Origin of the sequence: Streptomyces microflavus (assembly GCF_014650075.1) — a bacterium.
GTDB classification, from domain to species: domain Bacteria; phylum Actinomycetota; class Actinomycetes; order Streptomycetales; family Streptomycetaceae; genus Streptomyces; species Streptomyces microflavus.
The window spans coordinates 580,926-601,696 of the sequence record NZ_BMUG01000004.1; the positions used below are offsets into that span (position 1 = coordinate 580,926).

General features: G+C 68.7%; 22 protein-coding genes and 3 pseudogenes. 20 read left to right on the plus strand and 5 right to left on the minus strand.

The features are described 5' to 3' along the window. Positions 1-97 precede the first annotated feature (97 nt). The 3 genes and pseudogenes from IE264_RS14840 to dprA all read left to right on the plus strand — a co-directional run. Positions 98-457, plus strand: a complete 360-nt coding sequence (locus tag IE264_RS14840; RefSeq protein ID WP_031124481.1) for a YraN family protein — start codon at positions 98-100, stop codon at positions 455-457. Then, a complete protein-coding gene (locus IE264_RS14845; protein WP_032757432.1) occupies positions 457-2,079 on the plus strand; it encodes a YifB family Mg chelatase-like AAA ATPase in 1,623 nt (540 codons plus the stop codon). Before IE264_RS14840 ends, IE264_RS14845 begins: the two co-directional genes overlap by 1 nt. A 200-nt stretch (positions 2,080-2,279) precedes the next feature. Next, positions 2,280-3,041, plus strand: a pseudogene (gene dprA, locus IE264_RS14850) (DNA-processing protein DprA); the annotation flags it as partial. Positions 3,042-3,212: 171 nt separating this feature from the next. On the opposite strand, the gene IE264_RS14855 reads toward dprA, so the two are convergent. Continuing rightward, on the minus strand, positions 3,213-3,542 hold the full coding sequence (locus IE264_RS14855; RefSeq protein WP_032757431.1) for a hypothetical protein: 330 nt from the start codon (positions 3,540-3,542) through the stop codon (positions 3,213-3,215). Positions 3,543-3,978: 436 nt separating this feature from the next. Beyond that, entirely contained in the window at positions 3,979-4,173 is a 195-nt protein-coding gene (locus IE264_RS14860) for a hypothetical protein (protein WP_032757430.1), read from the minus strand. A 423-nt stretch (positions 4,174-4,596) separates the two neighbouring features. On the opposite strand from IE264_RS14860, the gene IE264_RS14865 reads away from it, so the two are divergent. Further along, positions 4,597-4,908, plus strand: coding sequence for a hypothetical protein (locus IE264_RS14865; protein WP_078657479.1), 312 nt, complete (start codon positions 4,597-4,599; stop codon positions 4,906-4,908). Here the strand turns inward: IE264_RS14865 and IE264_RS14870 are convergent. Next, a complete protein-coding gene (locus IE264_RS14870; protein WP_190167646.1) occupies positions 4,905-5,075 on the minus strand; it encodes a hypothetical protein in 171 nt (56 codons plus the stop codon). The two genes, IE264_RS14865 and IE264_RS14870, sit on opposite strands and share 4 nt — an antisense overlap. A gap of 128 nt (positions 5,076-5,203) precedes the next feature. Between IE264_RS14870 and IE264_RS14875 the strand changes: the two genes are divergently transcribed. Then, a complete protein-coding gene (locus IE264_RS14875) occupies positions 5,204-5,437 on the plus strand; it encodes a GntR family transcriptional regulator (RefSeq protein WP_032757428.1) in 234 nt (77 codons plus the stop codon). 50 nt (positions 5,438-5,487) lie between these two features. On the opposite strand, the gene IE264_RS14880 is transcribed toward IE264_RS14875, so the two are convergent. After that, a complete protein-coding gene (locus IE264_RS14880) occupies positions 5,488-5,685 on the minus strand; it encodes a hypothetical protein (RefSeq protein ID WP_032757427.1) in 198 nt (65 codons plus the stop codon). A 1,240-nt stretch (positions 5,686-6,925) separates the two neighbouring features. Here IE264_RS14880 and IE264_RS14885 point away from each other — a divergent pair. The 14 genes and pseudogenes from IE264_RS14885 to IE264_RS14945 all read left to right on the plus strand — a co-directional run bounded on the left by IE264_RS14885 (position 6,926) and on the right by IE264_RS14945 (position 18,818). Further along, on the plus strand, positions 6,926-7,159 hold the full coding sequence (locus tag IE264_RS14885; protein WP_078657471.1) for a helix-turn-helix domain-containing protein: 234 nt from the start codon (positions 6,926-6,928) through the stop codon (positions 7,157-7,159). Positions 7,160-7,262: 103 nt separating this feature from the next. Next, the gene (locus IE264_RS14890) at positions 7,263-9,812 is read left to right on the plus strand and encodes a bifunctional DNA primase/polymerase (RefSeq protein WP_051821834.1); all 2,550 of its coding nucleotides are present in this window, start codon (positions 7,263-7,265) and stop codon (positions 9,810-9,812) included. Between the two features lie 682 nt (positions 9,813-10,494). Beyond that, positions 10,495-10,695: a helix-turn-helix transcriptional regulator gene (locus tag IE264_RS14895; protein WP_032757426.1), complete on the plus strand. Its 201-nt coding sequence runs from the start codon at positions 10,495-10,497 to the stop codon at positions 10,693-10,695. Then, a complete protein-coding gene (locus IE264_RS14900) occupies positions 10,692-11,006 on the plus strand; it encodes a hypothetical protein (RefSeq protein ID WP_032757425.1) in 315 nt (104 codons plus the stop codon). The genes IE264_RS14895 and IE264_RS14900 overlap by 4 nt, the downstream gene beginning before the upstream one ends. Continuing rightward, positions 10,999-11,571, plus strand: coding sequence for a helix-turn-helix domain-containing protein (locus IE264_RS14905; protein WP_158706529.1), 573 nt, complete (start codon positions 10,999-11,001; stop codon positions 11,569-11,571). The genes IE264_RS14900 and IE264_RS14905 overlap by 8 nt, the downstream gene beginning before the upstream one ends. Beyond that, the gene (locus IE264_RS14910; protein ID WP_032757423.1) at positions 11,558-11,899 is read left to right on the plus strand and encodes a hypothetical protein; all 342 of its coding nucleotides are present in this window, start codon (positions 11,558-11,560) and stop codon (positions 11,897-11,899) included. Before IE264_RS14905 ends, IE264_RS14910 begins: the two co-directional genes overlap by 14 nt. A 404-nt stretch (positions 11,900-12,303) precedes the next feature. Further along, positions 12,304-12,783, plus strand: coding sequence for a hypothetical protein (locus tag IE264_RS14915; protein WP_032757422.1), 480 nt, complete (start codon positions 12,304-12,306; stop codon positions 12,781-12,783). A 259-nt stretch (positions 12,784-13,042) separates the two neighbouring features. Next, on the plus strand, positions 13,043-13,495 hold the full coding sequence (locus IE264_RS14920) for a hypothetical protein (RefSeq protein WP_032757421.1): 453 nt from the start codon (positions 13,043-13,045) through the stop codon (positions 13,493-13,495). Between the two features lie 301 nt (positions 13,496-13,796). After that, entirely contained in the window at positions 13,797-14,363 is a 567-nt protein-coding gene (locus tag IE264_RS14925) for a hypothetical protein (protein ID WP_032757420.1), read from the plus strand. A 56-nt stretch (positions 14,364-14,419) separates the two neighbouring features. Further along, on the plus strand, positions 14,420-14,620 hold the full coding sequence (locus IE264_RS14930) for a hypothetical protein (RefSeq protein ID WP_032757419.1): 201 nt from the start codon (positions 14,420-14,422) through the stop codon (positions 14,618-14,620). 101 nt (positions 14,621-14,721) lie between these two features. Then, positions 14,722-16,551 (plus strand): annotated as a pseudogene (locus IE264_RS14935) (recombinase family protein); the annotation flags it as partial. Between the two features lie 144 nt (positions 16,552-16,695). Next, a pseudogene (locus IE264_RS37925) lies at positions 16,696-17,073 on the plus strand (recombinase family protein); the annotation flags it as partial. Positions 17,074-17,327: 254 nt separating this feature from the next. Beyond that, complete coding sequence (gene whiG / locus IE264_RS14940; RefSeq protein WP_015611763.1) at positions 17,328-18,164, plus strand: RNA polymerase sigma factor WhiG; 837 nt, start codon at positions 17,328-17,330, stop codon at positions 18,162-18,164. A gap of 96 nt (positions 18,165-18,260) precedes the next feature. Then, a complete protein-coding gene (locus IE264_RS14945) occupies positions 18,261-18,818 on the plus strand; it encodes a TetR/AcrR family transcriptional regulator (RefSeq protein ID WP_015611764.1) in 558 nt (185 codons plus the stop codon). On the opposite strand, the gene IE264_RS14950 is transcribed toward IE264_RS14945, so the two are convergent. Beyond that, on the minus strand, positions 18,769-19,542 hold the full coding sequence (locus IE264_RS14950) for a murein hydrolase activator EnvC family protein (RefSeq protein WP_229887527.1): 774 nt from the start codon (positions 19,540-19,542) through the stop codon (positions 18,769-18,771). The two genes, IE264_RS14945 and IE264_RS14950, sit on opposite strands and share 50 nt — an antisense overlap. 276 nt (positions 19,543-19,818) lie before the next feature. On the opposite strand from IE264_RS14950, the gene rpsB reads away from it, so the two are divergent. Next, positions 19,819-20,763, plus strand: a complete 945-nt coding sequence (rpsB, locus tag IE264_RS14955) for a 30S ribosomal protein S2 (RefSeq protein WP_015611766.1) — start codon at positions 19,819-19,821, stop codon at positions 20,761-20,763. The last annotated feature ends 8 nt before the right edge of the window (positions 20,764-20,771 follow it).

The following is a 20,771-nucleotide window of genomic DNA, read 5'->3' on the forward strand; positions in this document are numbered from 1 at the left end:
TGTGGGTGGCCGGGTTTTCCACATCGGGGAGGTTGTCCACCAAGATCCACAACTTCCGTCCGGCCGGGTCAGAGTCGGTGCCGGAGGTGGTGCCGATATGAACGCACGGGGGGCACTCGGGCGGTACGGCGAGGATCTGGCGGCGCGGCTGCTGACCGACGCCGGAATGGCCGTGATCGAGCGCAACTGGCGCTGTCGCGCCGGAGAGGTCGACATCGTCGCCAGGGACGGTGACGCGCTGGTCTTCTGCGAGGTGAAGACCCGCAGGTCGGACGGGTTCGAACATCCCATGGCCGCGGTCACCCCGGTCAAGGCGGAGCGGCTGCGGCGGCTCGCCGAGATCTGGCTGGAGAGGCACGGCGGGCCGCCGGCCGGAGGGGTCAGGATCGATCTGATCGGAGTGATCGTGCCCCGGCGCGGTGCCCCCGTCACGGAGCACGCACGGGGGGTGTCCTGATGGGGTACGCGCGGGCGTGTTCCGTGGCGCTGGTCGGCGTCGAGGGCGTGGTGGTGGAGGTCCAGGCGGACCTGGAGCCGGGGGTGGCGGCCTTCACGCTGGTCGGGCTGCCGGACAAGAGCCTGATCGAGAGCCGGGACCGGGTGCGGGCCGCGGTGGTCAATTCCGGGGCTGACTGGCCGCAGAAGAAGCTCACGGTGGGGCTCTCCCCGGCCTCCGTCCCCAAGAGTGGTTCGGGTTTCGATCTTGCTGTCGCCTGTGCGGTCCTCGGCGCGGCGGAGCGGATCGACCCCGCCTCCATCGCCGACGTCGTGATGATCGGCGAGCTGGGCCTGGACGGGCGGGTCCGTCCCGTACGGGGCGTGCTGCCCGCCGTCCTCGCGGCGGCCGAGGCCGGATACCAGCAGGTCGTCGTCCCCGAGCAGACGGCCGGGGAGGCGGCCCTGGTGCCGGGCGTCTCGGTCCTCGGTGTCCGGAGCCTGCGCCAGCTCATCGCCGTCCTCTGCGACGAACCGGTTCCCGACGAGCCCGCCGACGACCGGGGGCGCCCGGACGCGATGCTCGCCGGACTCATGATCCCGGGCACCGGCCTCGGCGCCGGGCTGGCCCCGGCCTCTCCGCGCGGCGAGGGACACATCCCGGACCTGGCGGATGTGGCAGGGCAGCTGCGCCCCCGGAAGGCCCTGGAGGTGGCTGCGGCCGGGGGACACCATCTGCTGCTCTCGGGACCGCCGGGTGCGGGCAAGACCATGCTGGCCGAGCGGCTCCCGGCGGTCCTGCCGCCGCTGACCCGGCAGGAATCCCTCGAAGTGACGGCGGTCCACTCCGTGGCGGGCATCCTCCCCCCGGGTGAACCGCTCGTCTCCCGGGCGCCCTACTGCGCCCCGCACCACTCGGCGACCATGCAGTCGCTGGTCGGCGGGGGGAACGGGATCCCGAGGCCCGGGGCCGTCTCGCTCGCCCACCGCGGGGTGCTCTTTTTGGACGAGGCCCCGGAGTTCTCGGGGAAGGCGCTGGACGCGCTGCGCCAGCCGCTGGAGTCGGGCCATGTGGTGGTGGCGCGGGCGGCGGGGGTGGTGCGGCTGCCCGCCCGGTTCCTGATGGTGCTGGCCGCCAACCCCTGTCCGTGCGGGCGGCACACCCTGACCGGTGCGGGCTGCGAGTGTCCGCCCTCGGTGGTCCGCCGCTACCAGGCACGGCTCTCGGGGCCGCTGCTCGACCGGGTCGACCTGCGGGTCGAGGTGGAGCCGGTCGACCGCGCGGATCTGCTGGAGCAGGGCGGCCGGGGCGAGCCGACGGCCGTGGTCGCCGCCCGGGTGCGGGAGGCCAGAGCACGGGCGGCGGAGCGGCTGACCGGGACGCCATGGACGACCAACAGCGAAGTACCCGGCCACGAGCTGCGGACCCGGCTGTGCGCGGCGCCCGGGGCGTCGGTCGCGGCGGAGCGGGACCTGGAGCGCGGGATCCTCACCGCCCGGGGACTGGACCGGGTGCTGAGGGTGGCCTGGACGGTGGCGGACCTGAGGGGCGCCGCCCGGCCGGAGGCCTGTGACATCGCGGTCGCCCTGGAGCTGCGGACCGGCATCCAGCGCGGTGCGCCGATGGAAGCGGGGGCACGGTGAGCGGGGTGGAGGCGGGGCTGCCGGGGCCCGGGCCGGGGCCGGGGCGGTGGTCCGGGGCGGATCCGGAGCGGCCGGGGAGCGGAGGCAAGCCGGAACGAGACACGGGGCTGCCTGGGAATGGGGACGAGCAGGGGCATGGCACGGGGCCGCCGGGGCAAGGGCTGGGGCCCGAGCGGTTGGCGCGGGCCGCGTTGACGCGGGTGCTGGAGCCGGGGGACGAGCGTGCCGGGGCATGGCTGCGGCAGAACGGCCCCGTCGCGTTGCTCCGGGCGCTCCGCGTCGCGGACGGCTCCGCGGAGAGGCTGCCGGGGATGACCGCCGCACGGCTGGAGGGCTACCGGCTCCGTGCGGCGGCGGCCGAACCCGAGCGGGACCTGGCGGTGGCCGCCGCCGTGGGCGGGCGCCTCGTCTGCCCGGGGGACCGGGAGTGGCCCAGCCAGCTCGACGACCTGGGGGACGCGCGGCCCGTCGGGCTCTGGGTGCGGGGCCGGCCGGACCTGCGGCTGTGGGCCCTGCGCTCGGTCGCGGTGGTCGGTGCGCGGGCCTGCACGCCGTACGGGGCCCACATGGCGGCGACCCTCGGCGCCGGGCTGGCCGAGCGCGGCTGGGTGGTGATGTCGGGCGCCGCGTTCGGTGTGGACGGAGCGGCGCACCGCGGGGTCCTGGCCGTGGGCGGCGCGACGGTGGCGGTGCTGGCCTGCGGTGTCGACGTCCCCTATCCGCGGGGCCATGCGGAGTTGATCGGGAGGGTTGCCCAACAGGGCCTGTTGGTCGCGGAGTTGCCACCGGGATCCCACCCCACCCGCAGCAGGTTCGTCCTGCGCAACCGGGTGATCGCCGCCCTCACCAGAGGGACGGTCGTGGTGGAGGCCGAGTACCGCAGCGGTTCCCTCGTCACCGCCCGGCAGGCAGCGCGGCTCGGCCGGTTCGTGATGGGGGTACCCACACCTCTTCCCGGGGGTGCCGCTCTGGCTCCGATCCGCTTCCGGGTGGCCATCGCGGCGTAGCGTCACCCCCTCACACAGCACGAGGCCCCCGGAGATATCTCCGGGGGCCTCTCGCGTGCCCGCCGGGCCTGGGAGGCCGTGGCGGGGTCTCGTGCGCTCCGTGGTGCCACCGGAGGCCGGGACGACCTATGCAGCGGGCTGGGACTGCGATCCCTGCTGCTCTGCTGTCTCTCGCCTGGCAGCTCTGCGCCGAGCTGCCTCCCTTTGGGCTGCCTCCAGCTCGCGGGCCTTCCGCCGGGCCCGCTTCAACTCCTGCCACGCTTCCCACGCGCGTCGGAGCGACGCGAAGAATTCGGGCAGCTGATCGAGGAAGCCCTTGAGGGCGTACAGCATGATCGACAACACGCCGAAGACGGCGAGGATGGCGAGAATCATGGCCCCGTCCAACGTCTCGGTACCTTTCAGTTCGGTGACCGAGGCAGGGCTCATGCTCAGGGCATTCGTCAGCTCGGCCACGGTGAAGTGGCTGAACTGAGAAGCCCTGCTTCCGACGCATCGCCGGGTATCTCAGACGGTCAGGCTCTCGCCCGACCGGTGGATCGATACGCTAAGTGAAGTTTCTAGACGGTAGGCAAGCCTCCGTAGCCATGCGACCTGGCGTCGGATGGCTACGGCCCATCAGTGCACGTTCACACATCAAAAGCTCAGCCTGACAGGCCCTAATCCCCTGGAACTCCCCGCATATCGGATGCGGATCACAGAGGTGACAAACGGATGCGTTGCCAAGCGCCTGCCGGAGTTCGCAGCTCCACCGCAGGCACAGGTACTCGAAGAAGTGTAGCGCATTAGCCCGAACTGTCGTCCTATACAAGGGTTTTGCCGTCTGAGCTGCTGAAACGCCGCAGCCCCGCACCTTATGGGGTAGGTGCGGGGCTGCGGTAGCCGGGGCGACCTATGTGGCGGCAGGCGGCTCCTCGTCGTCCGCCGGAGGTGGCAGCTCGGGCTGCTTGAAGCGCTGCCACGAGTCGCGAGCGCGTCCAGCCGAGTCGATGACGTCGGGGACCTGGTCCAGAAGTTGCTTGACTCCGACAAACGCTACCGAAGCGACGGTAGTGACGGAGAGAATGGCGATGGCGACGGCGTCCACCGATCCTGACCTTCCCTGTCATGGGTCGGATCGGGTGCGCAGGCAGCCTCGATCCGAACCCTACGGTTCGGACCGAGACACCCGCGCTGACACACGAACGCGCAAATGTTCTCGGGACAGACTGAACTGGCACAGTCTGTTTGGAGCAGTGAAGCAGCGTGGCGTCTTCTCGCTGAGACTTGGCGTGTGTCGGGCCGTGAAGGGCCCCGCAAGCCTACGAGTGCGCTACGTCTGAAGTCAGCATTGCGCTGACCCTCTCCACGTCCAGATGCCATGCGACCTCTAGGACGTTCTCATTTTAGCGCAGACGCGCAGGGCTGGCATAGGAGTAACTGCGTTACTGCCCGGCCGGGTTGGGCGTGATCTGGCCATTCCGGTCTATCAGTGCACAGAGCTGCTCATTCCGCACTTATGATCCTCGGCATGACTACACAGAACCCCAACACCGCCTGTATGTGTGGCAGTTACTCGTACGAGGTCCCGGTGCACGAGGACGTCAGCGGCGACAAGGTGTGGCAGCTCAAGGTCACCGGGTGCACCGCGACGACTCAGCGCAGGTTCGCGGCGGGCCACGATGCCAAGCTCAAATCGCTGATCATTCAAGCCGGGGCCGGCGGCCACCAAGTGCGTCGAATCGAACGTGACACGGTGGTGGCTAAGGACGCGGTGCGGGTGGCCGCCGACCTCGGCTGGGAGGACCTCGTGCGGGACGCCATCGCCCGGGGGAGCAGCTAAGCCCGCTGGCGTCGCAGCTCGCCCGGCGTGCCCTCGCCCTTGCAGCGGCGGCACTGGCACAAGGGCCACCGCGTGTCGATCGGCGACCCGTCCGGCATGGAGTCGAACGACCACTCGCGCTCGCTCACCTCGCGCGTCTCCCTGGTGGCGGGGTCGTACGTGTACACCCGAATGGTTAACCCGGCCACAGTGGCTCCCTCGTCGTCCTGACCAGTAGGTATCGCGATATCGCGATGTCGCGCTATCGCAGTTTACTGCGGTAGCGCGGCTAACGGCGTGCTCTTACGGTCAGGGAGTGACTCGGGATCTTGATCGAAGCCGTCCGATCTGGCGGCAGGTGGCCGCGATCGTGGAGGCACGCGTGGCCGACGGGACCTATCCGCCGGGCAGCCGCGTGCCGGGCATCGTTGAGCTGAGCGCCGAGTTCAACATCGCCACGTCCACCGCGCAGAAGGCGTTGGCGCACCTGCGCACGACCGGCGTCGTCCGCACCGAGCTGGGCTTGGGCACCTTCGTCGCCGACAAGTAGAAGACCGACGTGCGCGGGGCCCCGGAGAGATCTCCGGGGCCCCGCTGCGGTCAAAGCACGCTGAACGTAGACAGTGCGGCCAGGCAGAGAATCATGGAGCCAGCGAACGCGCCGCCGCCAAAGAGGACTGCATCACCGATCGATGCTCCTGAGGAGTGGTTGATCCAGGTCGCCACGATGGCGACGATCAGGGAGATCAACACGCAGGTGAAGATCACGAGCAGCTTGACACCGAGAGACAGTTTCACTTCCGACTTTCCCGTTTCGGGTGGTGGTCGGGGCCTGCGGCACGCAGCTCTCAGCCCGACCACCACGTATACAGACGTGTGGTCCTGCTGAGGCCGTGCCGACGTCAAGCTCTCGGTGCCTGTCCAAGGCCGACTTGGACTGCTCCACCCTCTTCCTCTGCGCTCTCCGCGCCTAGCTTCTGGCATGACGTCCCGAGTCTCATGCTCGGGATCGCGGACGTTTCTGCGGCCCAATTCCCTATCTGCGACTCAGTCCGAGATGGTCCATCAACTAAGGACGGCCAGCTACTCAACTTCACGGAGGCGTCGGGCACTCCGCTCGCAGCACGGAGAACGCTACCTGAAACAGCGGGGGTTGGGTGACCGGGCGGCCACGGGCGGCCACGGGCGGCCTCGTGCTGGCGGGGACGGGCGGACGCCCCATGCGGGCACCGGAGGCCGCCGGAGACCCCACGGGAGCCAGGGGCGGGGTATGCGGGCCCGCATAGGGCCGCAGGAACGCCGGAGGGGCACCCCGTCTGGGATGCCCCTCCGGTCAGAGACCGTTCACTCAGCTGCCGCCACATGGAACCATCCAACAATGACGCTTACGGCTGACATAATGAATTCGAAAATCTTCATGCCAACCTCCACCTTGTGATTTGAAATTGTGAAAATGGAGCAGATGCCCCAGGTCTTGCCCTTACGGAGTGTGCGAATGAACTTGGTGAACTCGTAGGAGTGCCAGAGTGCCAAACCAACCGTAAGTGTGACTGCCGGAATCGAACCGGCGGCAGCGATAGCTCAATGAACGCTCTCTTACCTTAAGTATACCTGAAACGGCAGGAGTTGACTACGTACGGGGCTCGCGCTGGCGGGTGGGGCCCAGACCGCCCCGGCAGGCCCGAGAGGCCGCCGGAGACCCCACGGAAGCCCGCCGCTGGGTATGCCGGGGCCGCTGGCCGGAGCCCCGGGCGACCGGGCGTCATGTTGAGATATCCGGTCCCCGCCGGCCATCACTTCCCGTGTTGAAATTCCTCACCTCCCGTAAGTGCTCCGGGAGGTCGGGACCTTGCCTAGAACGCAAGCCCCGGCGGTGCTTGTGGCCCCGGGAAACGGCGTGTTCTCCTGGGGCCACAGCAGGAGCACGGTCCCCCGTTTATTGCGGGTGGGACTAGGGGTGGCGGACAGACTCCGACCACGCGCCCGGCCCGTTAGCGGTCAGTGCACCGACTCGATCACACGAGTGAGGTGTACCCGCATGCCGGGCCTTCTTTCGTTTTCCCCCGACGCCCTGCGCCGAGTGCGCGAACAGCAGGCAGTCAGTCAAGGCCAGTTGAGTCGACGCATCGGCCGCAACCGTGAGGCCGTGAATGCCTGGGAGTGTGGCCGCAAGGTCCCCACCCTCGACACGATCGGCCGTCTCGCCGACGCGCTGGGCGTCCAGTACACCGAGCTGATCTGCCGGACCGACCGAGAGGCGGTGTCGGCATGATCTCCAAGGACGCGCGCCCCATGACGGACGCCGAGCGTCGTCGGCTCATTCGTCTGCTCTTCGGCCCCCGCAAGGAGATCACCCAGGGCGGAGGCGAGGGCGAATGACCACGCACACGGATCGACCCCCGGTCGCCACAACCGAGGGCCAGCAGATCCACCAGAACACCACCGCCACGGAATCACGAGGTTTGGCCGTGCAGCAAGTGATGTCCAACGAGGCCACCGAGCTGTATCGAGTGTGGCGCGAATACGGCGAACAGGGTCTGGTCGTCTTCCCGATCCGGAAGGGTTCGAAGGGCCCGTCCGTCAACTGGGGCCGGGACTGGCTCCACAAGGGTCGTACCGACACCTGGCCGACGCTGGCGAAGCGGATCGACGACTCCGGCACCATCATCGACTTCCCGGGAACCGGTCTCTGGCTGGCTACCGGTCAGGTGTCGAAGCGCGTCGTCCTGGACCTCGACAAGCCTGAGGCTGACTCCTACTGGCGTGGGCAGCTCGGCGACGAGGTCTTTGAAAAGGCGCTCCGGGTCGAGTCCGGCCGTGAGGGCGGGAAGCACCTCCACTTTCGCATCCCGGCCGACGATGACCGCCCGTGGAAATCGCACAGCAACGCTGAGATCGGCTACGACTTCCGTGCGGACGGCGCGGGTGTCGTTCTGGCTCCCTCGGTTCACAAGTGCGGTCGGCCGTACCGGTGGGCAGGTGGCGAACTGCTCGACGCCCCCGAGGTGCTTCGGCCCCCGATCAAGCACCGGCTGACCGTCATTGCCTGTGAGCCCAAGACCTACAGCGGACCGACCGGGACCGCGTACGGCAAAGCCGCTCTCACTCGCATCGTGACCAAGCTGGAGGCGTGCGAGTCGGGACGTAACCAGGCGCTCAACGAAGCGGCCTACAGCTTGGGCCAGCTCGTCGGCGGAGGCCAGCTCAGCGAGGGGTACGCGGCGGCTGCACTCATGAAGTCCGCCACCGTCAACGGGTATGTCCTCAAGGACGGCCGGGACGCGGCCGAGGCCACGATGAACTCAGGACTCCGGGCGGGCAAGGACCAGCCGCGTGAGCCGCAGCCATTGACGGAGACCAAGGGCCTGTACGAGATCAAGGCGCGCGACGGCGCGTCGGTCATCAACGACTTGACCGACGCGCTCAACGACAACGCCATCCCGGACCTCTACATCCAGTCGGGTGATCTCGCGCTCGTTGAGGACTACTACGGGGACGCCCGGCTTCCGGTCGGCGAGTCGCGTAAGCGGGTCGTGTCGATCACGCCCCAAGTCCTCGGTGCGCAGATGGCTCGACACGTTCGCTTCTACAAGTTGGTGAAGAACGAGGACGGCAGCGAGACGCAGCGTCGGAAGCAGCCGTACCAAGACACGCTGCGGCAGGTCTTGGCGGGTGGCCCCTGGACCGGTGTGCCGCCGCTGTTCGGCATTACGCGAGTGCCCGTGATGCGGGCTGATGGGACCGTCCTCAACGAGGAGGGGTACGACCGCGCGAGTGGCATGTACTTCGACCCGATGTGTGATTTCCACGGTGTCCCACTTAACCCGACGCCGGAAGAGGTCGAGGAGGCTCGGACATTCCTGCTGGGCGAACTCCTCGCCGACTTCCCGTTCGTGTCCGACGCCGACCGGGCGAACTACGTTGCGGCTCTGGCGACCCCGGTGCTGCGACGGTTCATCCAAGGACACGAGGGGGTGCAGCCGACGCCCATGCTGGCACTCAACGCAGTCTCGCCGGGCACCGGTAAGACCCTGCTGGCGAACATCATCCGGCTGGTGTTCGGTGGCAGCCTCAGCGAATGGACCGACGACGAATCCGAACTCGGTAAGCGTGTCGTTTCGCTGCTGATAGACAAGACCGGGGCGGTCTGCCTTCTCGACAACGTGGGCGATGGCCACTCGGTCCGCAGCCCGCTCCTTTCGGCCGTCCTGACGTCCGGTGTGTACGACGGCCGAATTCTGGGTCGGTCGCGCATGGTGGCGCTCATCAATGACGTGCTGTGGGTCGTCACCGGAAATAACATGCGATTCGGTGGCGACAATGCATCGAGGTCGTTCATGGTCACGCTGGACGCCGACATGGAGCGGCCGGACCTCCGGAGTGGGTTCAAGCTGGGCAACCTCGAAACGTGGCTCAAGTCCGCAGACAACCGGGCCAGGGTCGTCCGCTGCCTGCTGGTTCTCGGACGGGCGTGGGCAATGGCGAATGCGCCGACGATGCGAGCCCCGATGCGGGGTTACGACTGGTGGTCGGACGCGATGGCCGGATTCCTGCACTTCCACGGGATTCCGGGATTCCTCGCCAACACCGAAAAGGTGAATGACGGCGACACCGAGCGTCAGGAATGGGCAAACTTCCTGGCTGCCTGGCACGCAAAGTTCGGCAGCACGCCGCAAGGCATCGGCCAGGTGATGAAGAGTTACCTCGGTGCCGGAATCCCGGACGGATGGGATGACACATTCATCCTGATCGAGCGCAAGAGCGGTAGGGAACTCTCGGCGATGTCGGCTGGAATCAAGCTCAAGGAACGGGTCGACCGGCCTATCGGTGGGCTCGTCCTGAGGGTCCACAAGCCGGGTGGACCCAACTCGAAGAAGTCAAACCAATATTTCGTGGAGCCGCACCGGGCTGGTGGGGGGATCTAATCCCCCCGGGTGGGGGGATTCTCCCGGTAGATATCCCCCCACCCTGCTGACCGGTCTGCACCCCCTCTCACCGGGGATGCTTCACAAGAAGTAACTACCTAATTACTACAAGGGGGGAGTAGGGGGATTTCTGGGAGGTCGGTACGTGTGAAGAGAGGTTCGTGGCGAGCGAGGCCCGGAGATCCCCCCAGTCCCCCCAATCCCCCCGGCATCCCGGCGGCGGTGCAGGTGGGCAGCAAACGGCGAGGACTCCGGGAGGGCCCACGGAAGACCACGAGAGCCAGCGGGCGGCACCGAGTACCGGGGGCCCACCCAGAGGCCCGGGGAGAGCCACGAAGACCCCAGGACGACACCAGGCCGGAGCGGCGGGTGGCCCGGGGGAGCGGGGGCGCAGAACCCCAGTAACGACGAGTTTTCAACAGTCACCGGTCGTGCCGGCCGGACTTCAATATTGAAACTTGCGGCTGCCTGAAGCGCCGCGCGTCTGAAACAGCCAGAGGCCCCACCGACGAAATGAACCGGTGGGGCCTCCGCACCTTCCTGGGTACCCCCAGAAAACCACCCTGGGAGGACCGCGTCCATCTTGCGTGAAACGCAATCCCGGATGGGTATTCCAGGGATCTCCCCGATCATGATCGAATTGTTCTAGAGATCACGGAGATCCCAGGAAGGGGGTTATTCGGTGCTCAACAAAGACGCGATGCGAGAACTCCGCAACGAGCGCAAGATGAGCCGGGCGGAGCTGGCCCAGAAACTCGACCGCCATCCGCTCACAATTCGGCGATGGGAAACCGGCCGGATGCAGCCGAATTCGCACACGGTGGTCGTCATCGCCGAAATTCTCGGGTGCGGCGTCGAAGACCTCGTGGCGGTGACGGAATGAGCGAGTACGTGAAAGCGGACGCCGGGTGGGTGGCCATCGAGAGCGACCCGGAGTTCGGGGCCAGAGTGCAGCGGGTGCGGTTCTTCGAGGTGGACGACGAGGGCGTCCGGCCACTGGTCAAGGACCGGGACGGCGTGATGGTCGAGCCGGGCCACCGCACCACCGACGTGATCAGGGCGAGTGGCCTGGACGCGATTCGGATCGCCGCACTGCGGGAGCTGATCCGGCTGGCCGGACGGGCCCGGACCCAGAAGCAGATGGACGGCATCGCCGAGGCGCAGGCGCTGATCATGCGTGGCCCCGGTGGCTGAGGTGGTCGAAGGCCGGATCGTGGGGCAGGTGGCCGAAGAGGCGGCGAACGCGGGGACGTCCCAAGGTCGCGCGCGAGACCAGGCCATTACTTTGATGCACCAGGGCCAGGGCTGTCGCCAAATCGCTCGCATCACCGGCCTGTCGAAAAGCACGGTCAGCCGACTCGCCCAAGAGCACGGTCACAGCTTCGACCGTGCGGCGCAGATGAAAACTCCGCTCAAGGCTCGGCTTGCCGACTTGCAAGCTACCAAGATGGAGATCTCCGAGCGAATCAGTCAAAGGGTCCTTGAAGCACTCGACGACATGGACAACGCCGAGAGCACTCGCGATTTCGCCTACAGCGCCAAAGGTGTGGCCGACCTTACGCGCGCACTCAAGGATTCAGAGCCCGTTCACGACCAGAGCGCTGATGTTGAAGACGCCAAGGACTTCTTGGTCGACCTCAGAGACGGGCTCGCCGCAGTGCGTGACGAATTCGAGAAGCACTACGGCGTCCCGTACGAGAGCGACGAGGCAGGCCGCATCATCAAACAGCAGGAGGAAATCCAAAATGACGAATCGTGAATTCAGCCAGATCGTGCAGGGCCCGATGACGCCGGACGGACCGAGCGTGGACGAGATCCGGGCGGATCTGCACGGAAGCCAGGCGGGGGCGTTCGCGGCCCGGGAGCCCCAGGGCCCGGCCACCGCCAGCGTCACGGACGGCCAGGAGACCCGCCAGGGCGACGGCACCGTGACCGAGGAGGAGATGGCGGAGATCCGGAGGTCCGCCGGGGTCCGGGCCGAGGACCGCCGGGATCTGCCGGACGCGAGTTCGTTCGTCGAGTACCGCGACCCCACGACGGGGGCGGCCACCCGGACCTACGGCGACGGCCGCACCGAAGAGGTGTAGCGGCGGGGCGGGACGGGGCTCCGGACGGCCTCTCGTCCCGCCCGGGGCCACGGGGCCCGCCAGCCGCCGGGAGGCCGGGGGAGAGCCGCCCGGAGCCGCAGCCAGAACGACACCTGACAGAGGCGCGAGCCCGCCTCTTTCGGCTGGCAGTCGTCTGCCGGATCGGGCGGGGTCCGCCGGACCTCGCACTCCGGATCTGGCAGGGGTCCGGACCAGATCCGCACGTCACCGCCGGACCCGCCCACAGGTCCGGACCCGGCCCACCGGACCTCGGACCAGGTCCGGACCCAACAGCCGGACCCGACCCCAAGGTCCGGACCCTCGGACCCCAGGTCCGGACCCGCACTTGCCGACCTCGCATCGATCCGGCGCGAGATCCGACACCCCATCAAGGAGCAGCAACGATGAACGAAACCGACCTGATGCAGCTTGCCCGCCAGGCCATCGAAGACGAGGACACCGCCCGGCTCAACGCCAAGGCCGCCGAGCTGGCCACCGCCGACGAGGCCGCCCGGCTTGCCGCCGCCAAGGAGGCGCGCACCGAGGAGTTGAAGGCCGCCGCCGAGGAGGCGATGAACGCCGAGGGCGTCACACTCTCCGACCTCGCCCGGAAGTTCGACACGGCGGTGGCCGCTCTGGCCGACCTCGCCAACGCCGCCTGCACCCGCAACGAGGTGATCGGACGTCACGCGGCGGGCATCCAGGCGGCCGGACTCCGTGACGCGGAGCGGACCCCCGCGCCGGAGCTGCTGGCGAGGGCGACAGCGGTGGCCGCGAATGAGGTCGCCACTCCGGCCAACGGCCTGGGCCGTCTCGCCAGCAGCCTGCTGGCCCACTCCGGCCCGCTGCACCGGACGACGGCAGTGGAGCGCGCCGCCCGGTAGGGCCGTCCCGGGCTTCCCTGGGGTCTCCCGCCGCACGAGAGATCCGGCCGGGGCCCTGGGCCGCCCGGGGGTCTCAGGCCCTCGGAAATACCGTCCTGACCCTCGGCCGGCGAAGGGTTGACGACCCGCCCGCAGAAGGGGCCCGGAAGCAGTCCCAGCAAGGTTCGCTTCCAGGCCCCTCAACCGCGAACGACCCGACAAGGAAGGCCGCCCGAACCCAGGAAAGCACGCGGGTTCAGGTGGCCGGAAGGGACCACCGATGGCCACCGCCAAGACGTTTAAGCCGGAATTCCGGACCCGCACCGGGAAGCGTGTCAGCTTCGGCGCGGACTACACCCACAACACCGCTGCCAAGCGTCGCGCCGGGCGCACCAAGAACGGCCTTCCCCGCATTTCCACGGTGGGCGCTGGCACGGTCGTCCGGCGTCCTCGCCGCTGGATTCCGTGGGCCGTCCTCGGCGTGAATTCCGCAGCGGTCGGAGGGGCGTACGCCGTGAGCGAGCTGGGGCCCGTGCCCGGGGGCCTGGTGATCGCCGGAGGGCTCTACGTCGCGTACAAGGTCGCGCGTTGGACCGTGGGGGAGGTGGCCCACTGGAGCGTCAAGGCCCGGCAGATCAGGGGCCGCGACGAGGTGGCCGCGTTCGCCAGCGACGGCCTGCCGACCGCCCGAGTCCCGGCCGACACGGTCAACCACCCCGACGCCCGGCGGTGACGAGCCGTAATTGGAACTAGTGGAACTGGAACGCCCGCCCCACCCCCCGCCGCCGGGTACGTGCCCAGGCACGGAGGGTGTGGGAGGGGTGCAGTTTCCAGCTTCCAGTTCCAGTTTCCAATTACGGGAAGTGACAACTACGGGTCGTGAATGGCGGTGCGAGGATGGGTGTGGTCACGCCCATTCTCGCCACCTTTTTAGTTTTCGTTAAATTTAGGAAATTGTGCGGCGCGCAAATCCCGTGTTTTGATTTTCTCGTAATTCCGGATGGGCCGGAATTCGGGAATTCAGGGAGCACGAAATGGCCGCCAAGAACACCGCCGCAAAGACCGCCCAGGCCGAGCCCGCCGCCTGCACCTGCTCGCAGTTCGCCACCGACGACGGCCGCACCACCGGATGCGCGGCGGAGACCAAGCGGCTGTTTGCTCCCGGACACGACGCCAAGCTGAAGTCGTTCCTGATCCGCATGGGGGCTGAGGGCACCGAGGTCATCCGCACCCTGGACGGCCTCGCCAGCAGTGCCGACGCCTCCACCCACGCCGCGAAGTTCGCGTTCGGCCACATGGTCGCCGCCGGGATCACCCGCGCCGAGGGCAAGGCCGCCGCCAAGGCGGAGCGCGAGGCCGCCAAGAACGACCCCGCGAAGAAGGCCGCCAAGAAGGCGCTCCAGCAGGCCAAGCAGGCGATGACCCAGGCCTTGGACGAGGCCAAGACCGACGCCGGGGAGCGCGGCTACAAGCTCCAGGTGGACGAGGTGAAGGCCAAGGTCGGCCGCTGGGTCCGGGTCGGGACGGTCGAGGGCGACACCTTCACCTACACCGACGCCAAGGGCGCGACGAAGACCACCACCAACTTCCGGCTCGTCTGACCCACCGCCGCCGGGCGGTCGGTCAGGCCGCCCGGCTCCTCCCCAAGGAGCCCCCGATGTACAAGATCCAGTTCCGCAACCCGCAGGGCCACCTGGTCACCGCCCAGAACCGCGACGCCGAGACGATCCAGAAGCTCGCCGACAAGGCCCGGCGCGACATGCCTGAGACCCACGAACTGAGGGTGCGCGAGGTGGTCATGGACCAGGCATCCGGTGACTTCATCTGGGCCGACTGCACGGCCGACTTCACCCGTTGACGAACGAGCCCGGCCGGGGTGGCACCCCCGGCCGGGCCTGAATGCTGAGACAAGGAATCGCCAGCATGAACCAGAAAAACACGGACGCCCTCGACATCGCCATGGGCGTCGTTGACCGCGTCACCCACACGGTCAGACTTCGTGCGGTTGCGTACGCCCGCGTCTCGACCGAGGAGCAGGCCAAGGGCTACGGCGTGCAGTCGGCGTTGAAGAAGATCACCCGCTACATCGGGCGCAAGGACTGGGACCACGTCGGCACGTACACCGACGAGGGCATCTCGGGGTCGCTGGAGGCCGCCGACCGCGAAGACCTCAAGCGGCTGATGACCGACGCTCACCGCACGCCCCGCCCCTTCGACATTGTGGTTGTCAGTGAGGGCCGCGCCATCGGGCGCGTCGGCCGGGCGTTCTGGCGGTGGGTCTGGGCCCTGGAAGACATCGGCGTGTACGTCGGCGTAGTAGAGGACGACTACGACAACAGCACGGCCGAGGGTCGCAAGAAGATGCGTCGAGACGCCGACTACGCCGAGACCGAATACGAGGTCATCCGCAAGCGCACCCAGGGCGGGTTGCAGGAGAAGGCCGAGGACGGGGGGTGGACGGGTGGCCAGCCGCCTTACGGCTATGAGATCGCCTGCAAGGGCCAGAAGGGCAAGTCACACCTCGTCCAGTGCGCGGCCGAAGTGCTGGTCCTCAAGGCGATGTGGGGGCTGGTGGTCGAGGACGGCATGAACACGAACGAGCTGGCCGAGCGGCTCAACGTCATGGGTCTCCTTACGAGGTCGGGCGTGCCGTGGTCGGCCACGAACGCACGGGCCAAGCTCCTCAGCGAGTCCACGCTCAATGCCCGCGTGATCTTCCGGAACCCCAACCGGACGCGCGCTGGGCACGGTGCCAAGTTCGGGCGCGACGGCAAGCCGCTGAACGGCGAGACGGTCATCATCAAGCTCGATCCCATCTTCACGCCGGAGGAAGTGGCCGCCCTCAAGTCGGCCATGGGGCGGCTGGCGAACGGCAAGCCGAAGTCGCAGCCCCAGGCGTACCCGCTGTCGAAGCGCCTGTTCAACGAGCACACCGGGTGCAACTCGCACCATGTCGGCATGGCTCGCACGAGCCGGGGTGGCCGTTGGTACCGATGCACCGGGCTGGCCGCGAAGTACCCGGGCGACGCGGTGTGCGGCTGCAAGATGGTCGATGCCGACGCGATGGAGTCGGCCGTGTGGGGCGAGGTCGTCAACCTCCTGGGCGACCCGCACCGCTTGCGGGCGATGGCGGCTGAGTGGGTCGGCATGACCGAGGGCGACAAGGTGCAGCACGCCGACCGCATCGCCGACTTCGACCGCCAAATCGCCGACCTCGACCGAGCCATCACGACCATGGTCAAGGAGTACGCCAAGGCAGGGCTTCCGGCGTCGGCCGTCGCGGCTGCCAGCGCTGCCCTTATAGAGGAGCGACGCCAACTCACCGACATCCGAGACGAGGCCGCCCAGTGGCTGGAGGAGACCAAGGCCACCGCCCAGCGGGCGCGCGACCTGGAAGCGTTGGCCACCATGGCGCGGACTCGACTCGCTGACATGACGCCGGCCGAGCAGGCTGACGTGTTGGGATTGCTCGATGTGCGGGTCACCATCACCGGGCCCGTGCCCAAACCGAAGATCGGTCTGTCGTGCTCACTGGCTGAGTGGTTCGAGGAGCGCGAGCGGCTCGTGCCGGACGAGCTGACCGACGAGGCGTGGGCCCTGATCGAGCCGATCGTGAAGGCGTGGGAGCCGGAGCACCCGAACCGCCGACTCATCCCGAGTCGCCGGATGATCGACGCAATGTTCCACAAGGCGCGCACCGGGTGCAAGTGGTCGGACCTGCCCGAGCGGTTTGGTCTCTGGAAGAGCATCCACAGCCGCTACAAGCGGTGGCGCATCGAAGGCGTCTGGGATCAGATCATGTCGGCGCTGCCCAACGAGGGCCAGCCTCTGTGGGTTCAGCCGCTGGTGCCGCCCTTCCGCGTGGAGGGCCGGGTGGACCCGCGCGTCCTGACTGACGCCGATGCGGGAGCCGGGGCGGTGGCTCCGGAAACAGGTGTCCCGGGCCCCGCCACCAGCGGACTGTCGGCCGGTGTCCACGAACTGCTCCGCGGTGAGGGGGTGCTGGTCACCGACGCCTCCGAAGTCGCCGAGCTCGTCGGGGACATCGGCGACCTCGCAACGGAGCGGCGCGGTCCGGTGCTGCCCCGGGACCGGCTGGACCCGGCCGCGGCGAGGGTCCTCGACGCCCTCCCGTACCACGGCCCGGTCGGCCCCCGTGACCTCGCCCGCAGCGCGGGGACCTCCGCCGACGAAACACTCGGGCGACTGTACGAACTTCACTCACTGGGGTTCGTCGAACGCGAGGGCGACGGCTGGAGGTTGACGCGTCCGTACCCATGCAACGACGACGCGCGGCGAGGCGGTTCTTGACCTGGAGCATTCGGGTGAAAAGGTAAGGCCGATGACCTCGCACGATCGATCGGTGACCTGTCGGGGGCCGTTGCCCACGGCGATGGCCCCTGCTCCCGGCGGGTGCGGGCAGCGTGAACGGCAGAACGCAATCACGCAGCACGGATCTCCACTCCTGTGCGGACTGCGACACTGCAGTCACGCTACGCTCACAAGGATTCCGCCCCAGACAAAAGTCCCCCAGCACTTCACGGCAGAACGGCTCAAGGCACCACATGCCCCAGCACACCTCCGGGTCTGACCGCGCGGCAGTACCACCGGTTGCGCGTGGCACTGTGCGCCCTCCCGCCCCCTCCTCGCTCGACGAACTGTGGCGTTCGTACAAGACCACCGGTGACGAGCGGCTGCGGGAGCAGCTGATCCTGCACTACTCGCCGCTCGTCAAGTACGTCGCGGGCCGGGTCAGTGTGGGGCTGCCGTCCAACGTCGAGCAGGCGGACTTCGTCTCCTCCGGGGTCTTCGGACTGATCGACGCCATCGAGAAGTTCGACATCGAGCGGGCCATCAAGTTCGAGACGTACGCGATCACCAGGATCCGCGGCGCGATGATCGACGAACTGCGGGCGCTCGACTGGATCCCCCGTTCGGTGCGGCAGAAGGCGCGGAACGTGGAGCGCGCCTACGCCACGCTGGAGGCGCAGCTGCGGCGCACCCCGTCCGAGGCCGAGGTCGCCTCGGAGATGGGCATCGCCCTGGAGGAACTGCACGCGGTTTTCAGCCAGTTGTCGCTGGCCAACGTGGTCGCCCTGGAAGAGCTGCTGCACGTCGGCGGCGAGGGCGGCGACCGGCTGAGCCTGATGGACACCCTGGAGGACACCGCCGCCGACAATCCGGTGGAGGTCGCCGAGGACCGCGAGCTGAGACGTCTGCTCGCGCGCGCCATCAACACGCTCCCCGACCGGGAGAAGACCGTGGTGACCCTGTACTACTACGAGGGCCTGACCCTGGCGGAGATCGGCAACGTCCTCGGTGTGACGGAGAGCCGCGTGAGCCAGATCCACACCAAATCCGTGCTCCAGCTCCGGGCCAAACTGGCCGACGCCGGACGCTGAAAGTCCCCCCTCCGGCCACCCGCACCTCGGGTGAGCCCTTCCTTCCGGCACCTGCCGCCGTAGAGTGGATGCGTGCCCAGGATTCGAGCGGCCTCCGTGGCCGAGCACCGGACCATGCAGCGCGGCGCCCTCCTGGACGCCGCGCGCTCCCTGCTGTCCGAGGGCGGTACGGAGGCGCTGACCTTCCCCGCACTCGCCGAGCGCACGGGCCTTGCCCGGTCCTCCGTGTACGAGTACTTCCGCTCCCGAGCCGCCGTCGTCGAGGAGCTCTGCGCCGTCGACTTCCCCGTCTGGGCGGCCGAGGTCGAGAACGCGATGCAGCGCGCGGAGACCCCCGAGGCGAAGATCGAGGCGTATGTGCGCCGGCAGCTCGACCTCGTCGGGGACCGCCGCCACCGGGCGGTCGTCGCGATCTCCGCGAGCGAGCTGGACGCCGGTGCCCGGGAGAAGATCCGGGCCGCGCACGGCGGCCTGATCGCCATGATCGTCGAAGCGCTGGGCGATCTCGGCCACACCCAGCCGAGGCTCGCCGCCATGCTCCTGCAGGGATCGGTGGACGCCGCCGTGCGCCGTATCGAGCTGACCGTGGCCGAGGAGCCCGGCGTCATCGCGGACACCGCCGTCGCGATGATCCTGCGCGGCGTACGCGGCTGAGCGCGGCGGCCACCGGAGCCGCCGCCGCTCCCGGTTCGGGCACCCCGAAGACCGGCAGCAGCCGTGACGGGCCGCGCCGCAGAAGCGCGGGTGGCAACAGCGAGAGCGGGTCCAGATAGGCGTCGCCCCGCCGCAGCCCCCAGTGCAGACAGCCCGCCGCACAGTGGAACGGCCCCGCTTCCAGCATCCCGACCGGCCGGCCCGCGACCACGTCGTCGCCCTTCGCCACCAGCGCCCGCACCGGCTCGTACGTCGTGCGTAGCGGGGGCGCCCCGCTCCCGGCCAGCTCGATGACGAGCACCCCGCGCCCCGCCACCCGCCCCGCGAACGAGACCCGGCCGGTGGCGGCGGCCAGGACCTCGCTGCCCGGCCGGGCACCCAGGTCGACGCCGCGGTGGCCGGGCCCGTACGGACCGGCGGGCGGCTCCCACCCCCGTAACACCGCGGGTCTCCCGGCCACCGGCCAGACCGGCCCGCCGTCCCGCTCCGCGAAGGTCCCCGCACCCACGTCCGTCGCGGCCGTCGGCGGGAACGCCTCCGCGGCGCGTACGGCGGGCGGGAGCCGCGGCCCGGCGGTCTCGGCCCCCGGCGGGGGCAGGGCCGCCGTCAGCAAGGCCACGACCGGCAGCAACACCGGCACACGGCAGCGGCGTGAACCGGGCGAGCGGAGCAGGAATCCGCGCGTGCGGAGCAGGAAACCGGGCGTGCGGAGCAGGAATCGCATGGGCCAACCGTCTCCCGGAGGGCCGGATTCCGGGGATCACGACCCGCTCCTGTGGAGTACTCGCCGGTTGTGGACATCGCCGTCACCCGGCACCCGGCGGGTCCCGTACACTTCATGTGGCGATCCGGGTCACCGGGTCGACTTCGCACGCCCCGCCACCAGCCTCTTTCGGATGGTGGCCGCGCTCCTCGGTCCCTAGTGGCACGGCGCGTCGGGGCGTCAGGCGCGACCGCAAACCTGCGGACGCGGTAACCGAGCACCTCAAGGAGTACGGCCATGGCCGTCGTCACGATGCGGGAGCTGCTGGAAAGCGGCGTCCACTTCGGTCACCAGACCCGTCGCTGGAACCCGAAGATGAAGCGCTTCATCTTCACCGAGCGCAACGGCATCTACATCATCGACCTGCTCCAGTCGCTGTCGTACATCGACCGCGCCTACGAGTTCGTCAAGGAGACCGTCGCCCACGGCGGCTCCATCATGTTCGTGGGTACGAAGAAGCAGGCCCAGGAGGCCATCGCCGAGCAGGCGACGCGCGTCGGCATGCCGTACGTCAACCAGCGTTGGCTCGGTGGCATGCTCACCAACTTCTCCACCGTCTACAAGCGCCTTCAGCGTCTGAAGGAGCTTGAGCTCATCGACTTCGAGGACGTGGCCGCCTCCGGCCTCACCAAGAAGGAGCTCCTGGTCCTCTCGCGTGAGAAGGCCAAGCTGGAGAAGACCCTCGGTGGTATCCGCGAGATGCAGAAGGTGCCCAGCGCCGTCTGGATCGTCGACACCAAGAAGGAGCACATCGCCGTCGGTGAGGCGCGCAAGCTCCACATCCCGGTCGTCGCGATCCTCGACACCAACTGCGACCCCGACGAGGTCGACTACAAGATTCCGGGCAACGACGACGCGATCCGCTCCGTCACCCTGCTCACCCGCGTGATCGCCGACGCCGTCGCCGAGGGCCTCATCGCCCGTTCCGGTGCCGCCACCGGTGACTCGAAGCCGGGCGAGAAGGCCGCCGGCGAGCCCCTCGCCGAGTGGGAGCGCGACCTGCTCGAGGGCGACAAGAAGGACGAGACCGCGGCTGCCGCCGAGGTCCAGTCCTCCGCCGAGACCGAGAAGGTCGCCGACGCCGAGGAGCCGGCCGTGGCCGTCGCCGAGGCCGAGGCTGCCGCAGAGGCCCCGGCCGCTGCCGAGGCTCCGGCCGCCGACGCGGACGCCGAGCAGGCCTGACACCCGTC

Bases quoted from the DNA above. Each gene is read 5' to 3' on its own strand.
- IE264_RS14840 (WP_031124481.1), top strand. From the start codon at position 98: ATGAACGCACGGGGGGCACTCGGGCGGTACGGCGAGGATCTGGCGGCG.
- IE264_RS14845 (WP_032757432.1), top strand. From the start codon at position 457: ATGGGGTACGCGCGGGCGTGTTCCGTGGCGCTGGTCGGCGTCGAGGGC.
- IE264_RS14865 (WP_078657479.1), top strand. From the start codon at position 4,597: ATGACTACACAGAACCCCAACACCGCCTGTATGTGTGGCAGTTACTCG.
- IE264_RS14885 (WP_078657471.1), top strand. From the start codon at position 6,926: ATGCCGGGCCTTCTTTCGTTTTCCCCCGACGCCCTGCGCCGAGTGCGC.
- IE264_RS14890 (WP_051821834.1), top strand. From the start codon at position 7,263: ATGACCACGCACACGGATCGACCCCCGGTCGCCACAACCGAGGGCCAG.
- IE264_RS14900 (WP_032757425.1), top strand. From the start codon at position 10,692: ATGAGCGAGTACGTGAAAGCGGACGCCGGGTGGGTGGCCATCGAGAGC.
- IE264_RS14910 (WP_032757423.1), top strand. From the start codon at position 11,558: ATGACGAATCGTGAATTCAGCCAGATCGTGCAGGGCCCGATGACGCCG.
- IE264_RS14915 (WP_032757422.1), top strand. From the start codon at position 12,304: ATGAACGAAACCGACCTGATGCAGCTTGCCCGCCAGGCCATCGAAGAC.
- IE264_RS14920 (WP_032757421.1), top strand. From the start codon at position 13,043: ATGGCCACCGCCAAGACGTTTAAGCCGGAATTCCGGACCCGCACCGGG.
- IE264_RS14925 (WP_032757420.1), top strand. From the start codon at position 13,797: ATGGCCGCCAAGAACACCGCCGCAAAGACCGCCCAGGCCGAGCCCGCC.
- IE264_RS14930 (WP_032757419.1), top strand. From the start codon at position 14,420: ATGTACAAGATCCAGTTCCGCAACCCGCAGGGCCACCTGGTCACCGCC.
- whiG (WP_015611763.1), top strand. From the start codon at position 17,328: ATGCCCCAGCACACCTCCGGGTCTGACCGCGCGGCAGTACCACCGGTT.
- IE264_RS14950 (WP_229887527.1), bottom strand. From the start codon at position 19,542: ATGCGATTCCTGCTCCGCACGCCCGGTTTCCTGCTCCGCACGCGCGGA.
- rpsB (WP_015611766.1), top strand. From the start codon at position 19,819: ATGGCCGTCGTCACGATGCGGGAGCTGCTGGAAAGCGGCGTCCACTTC.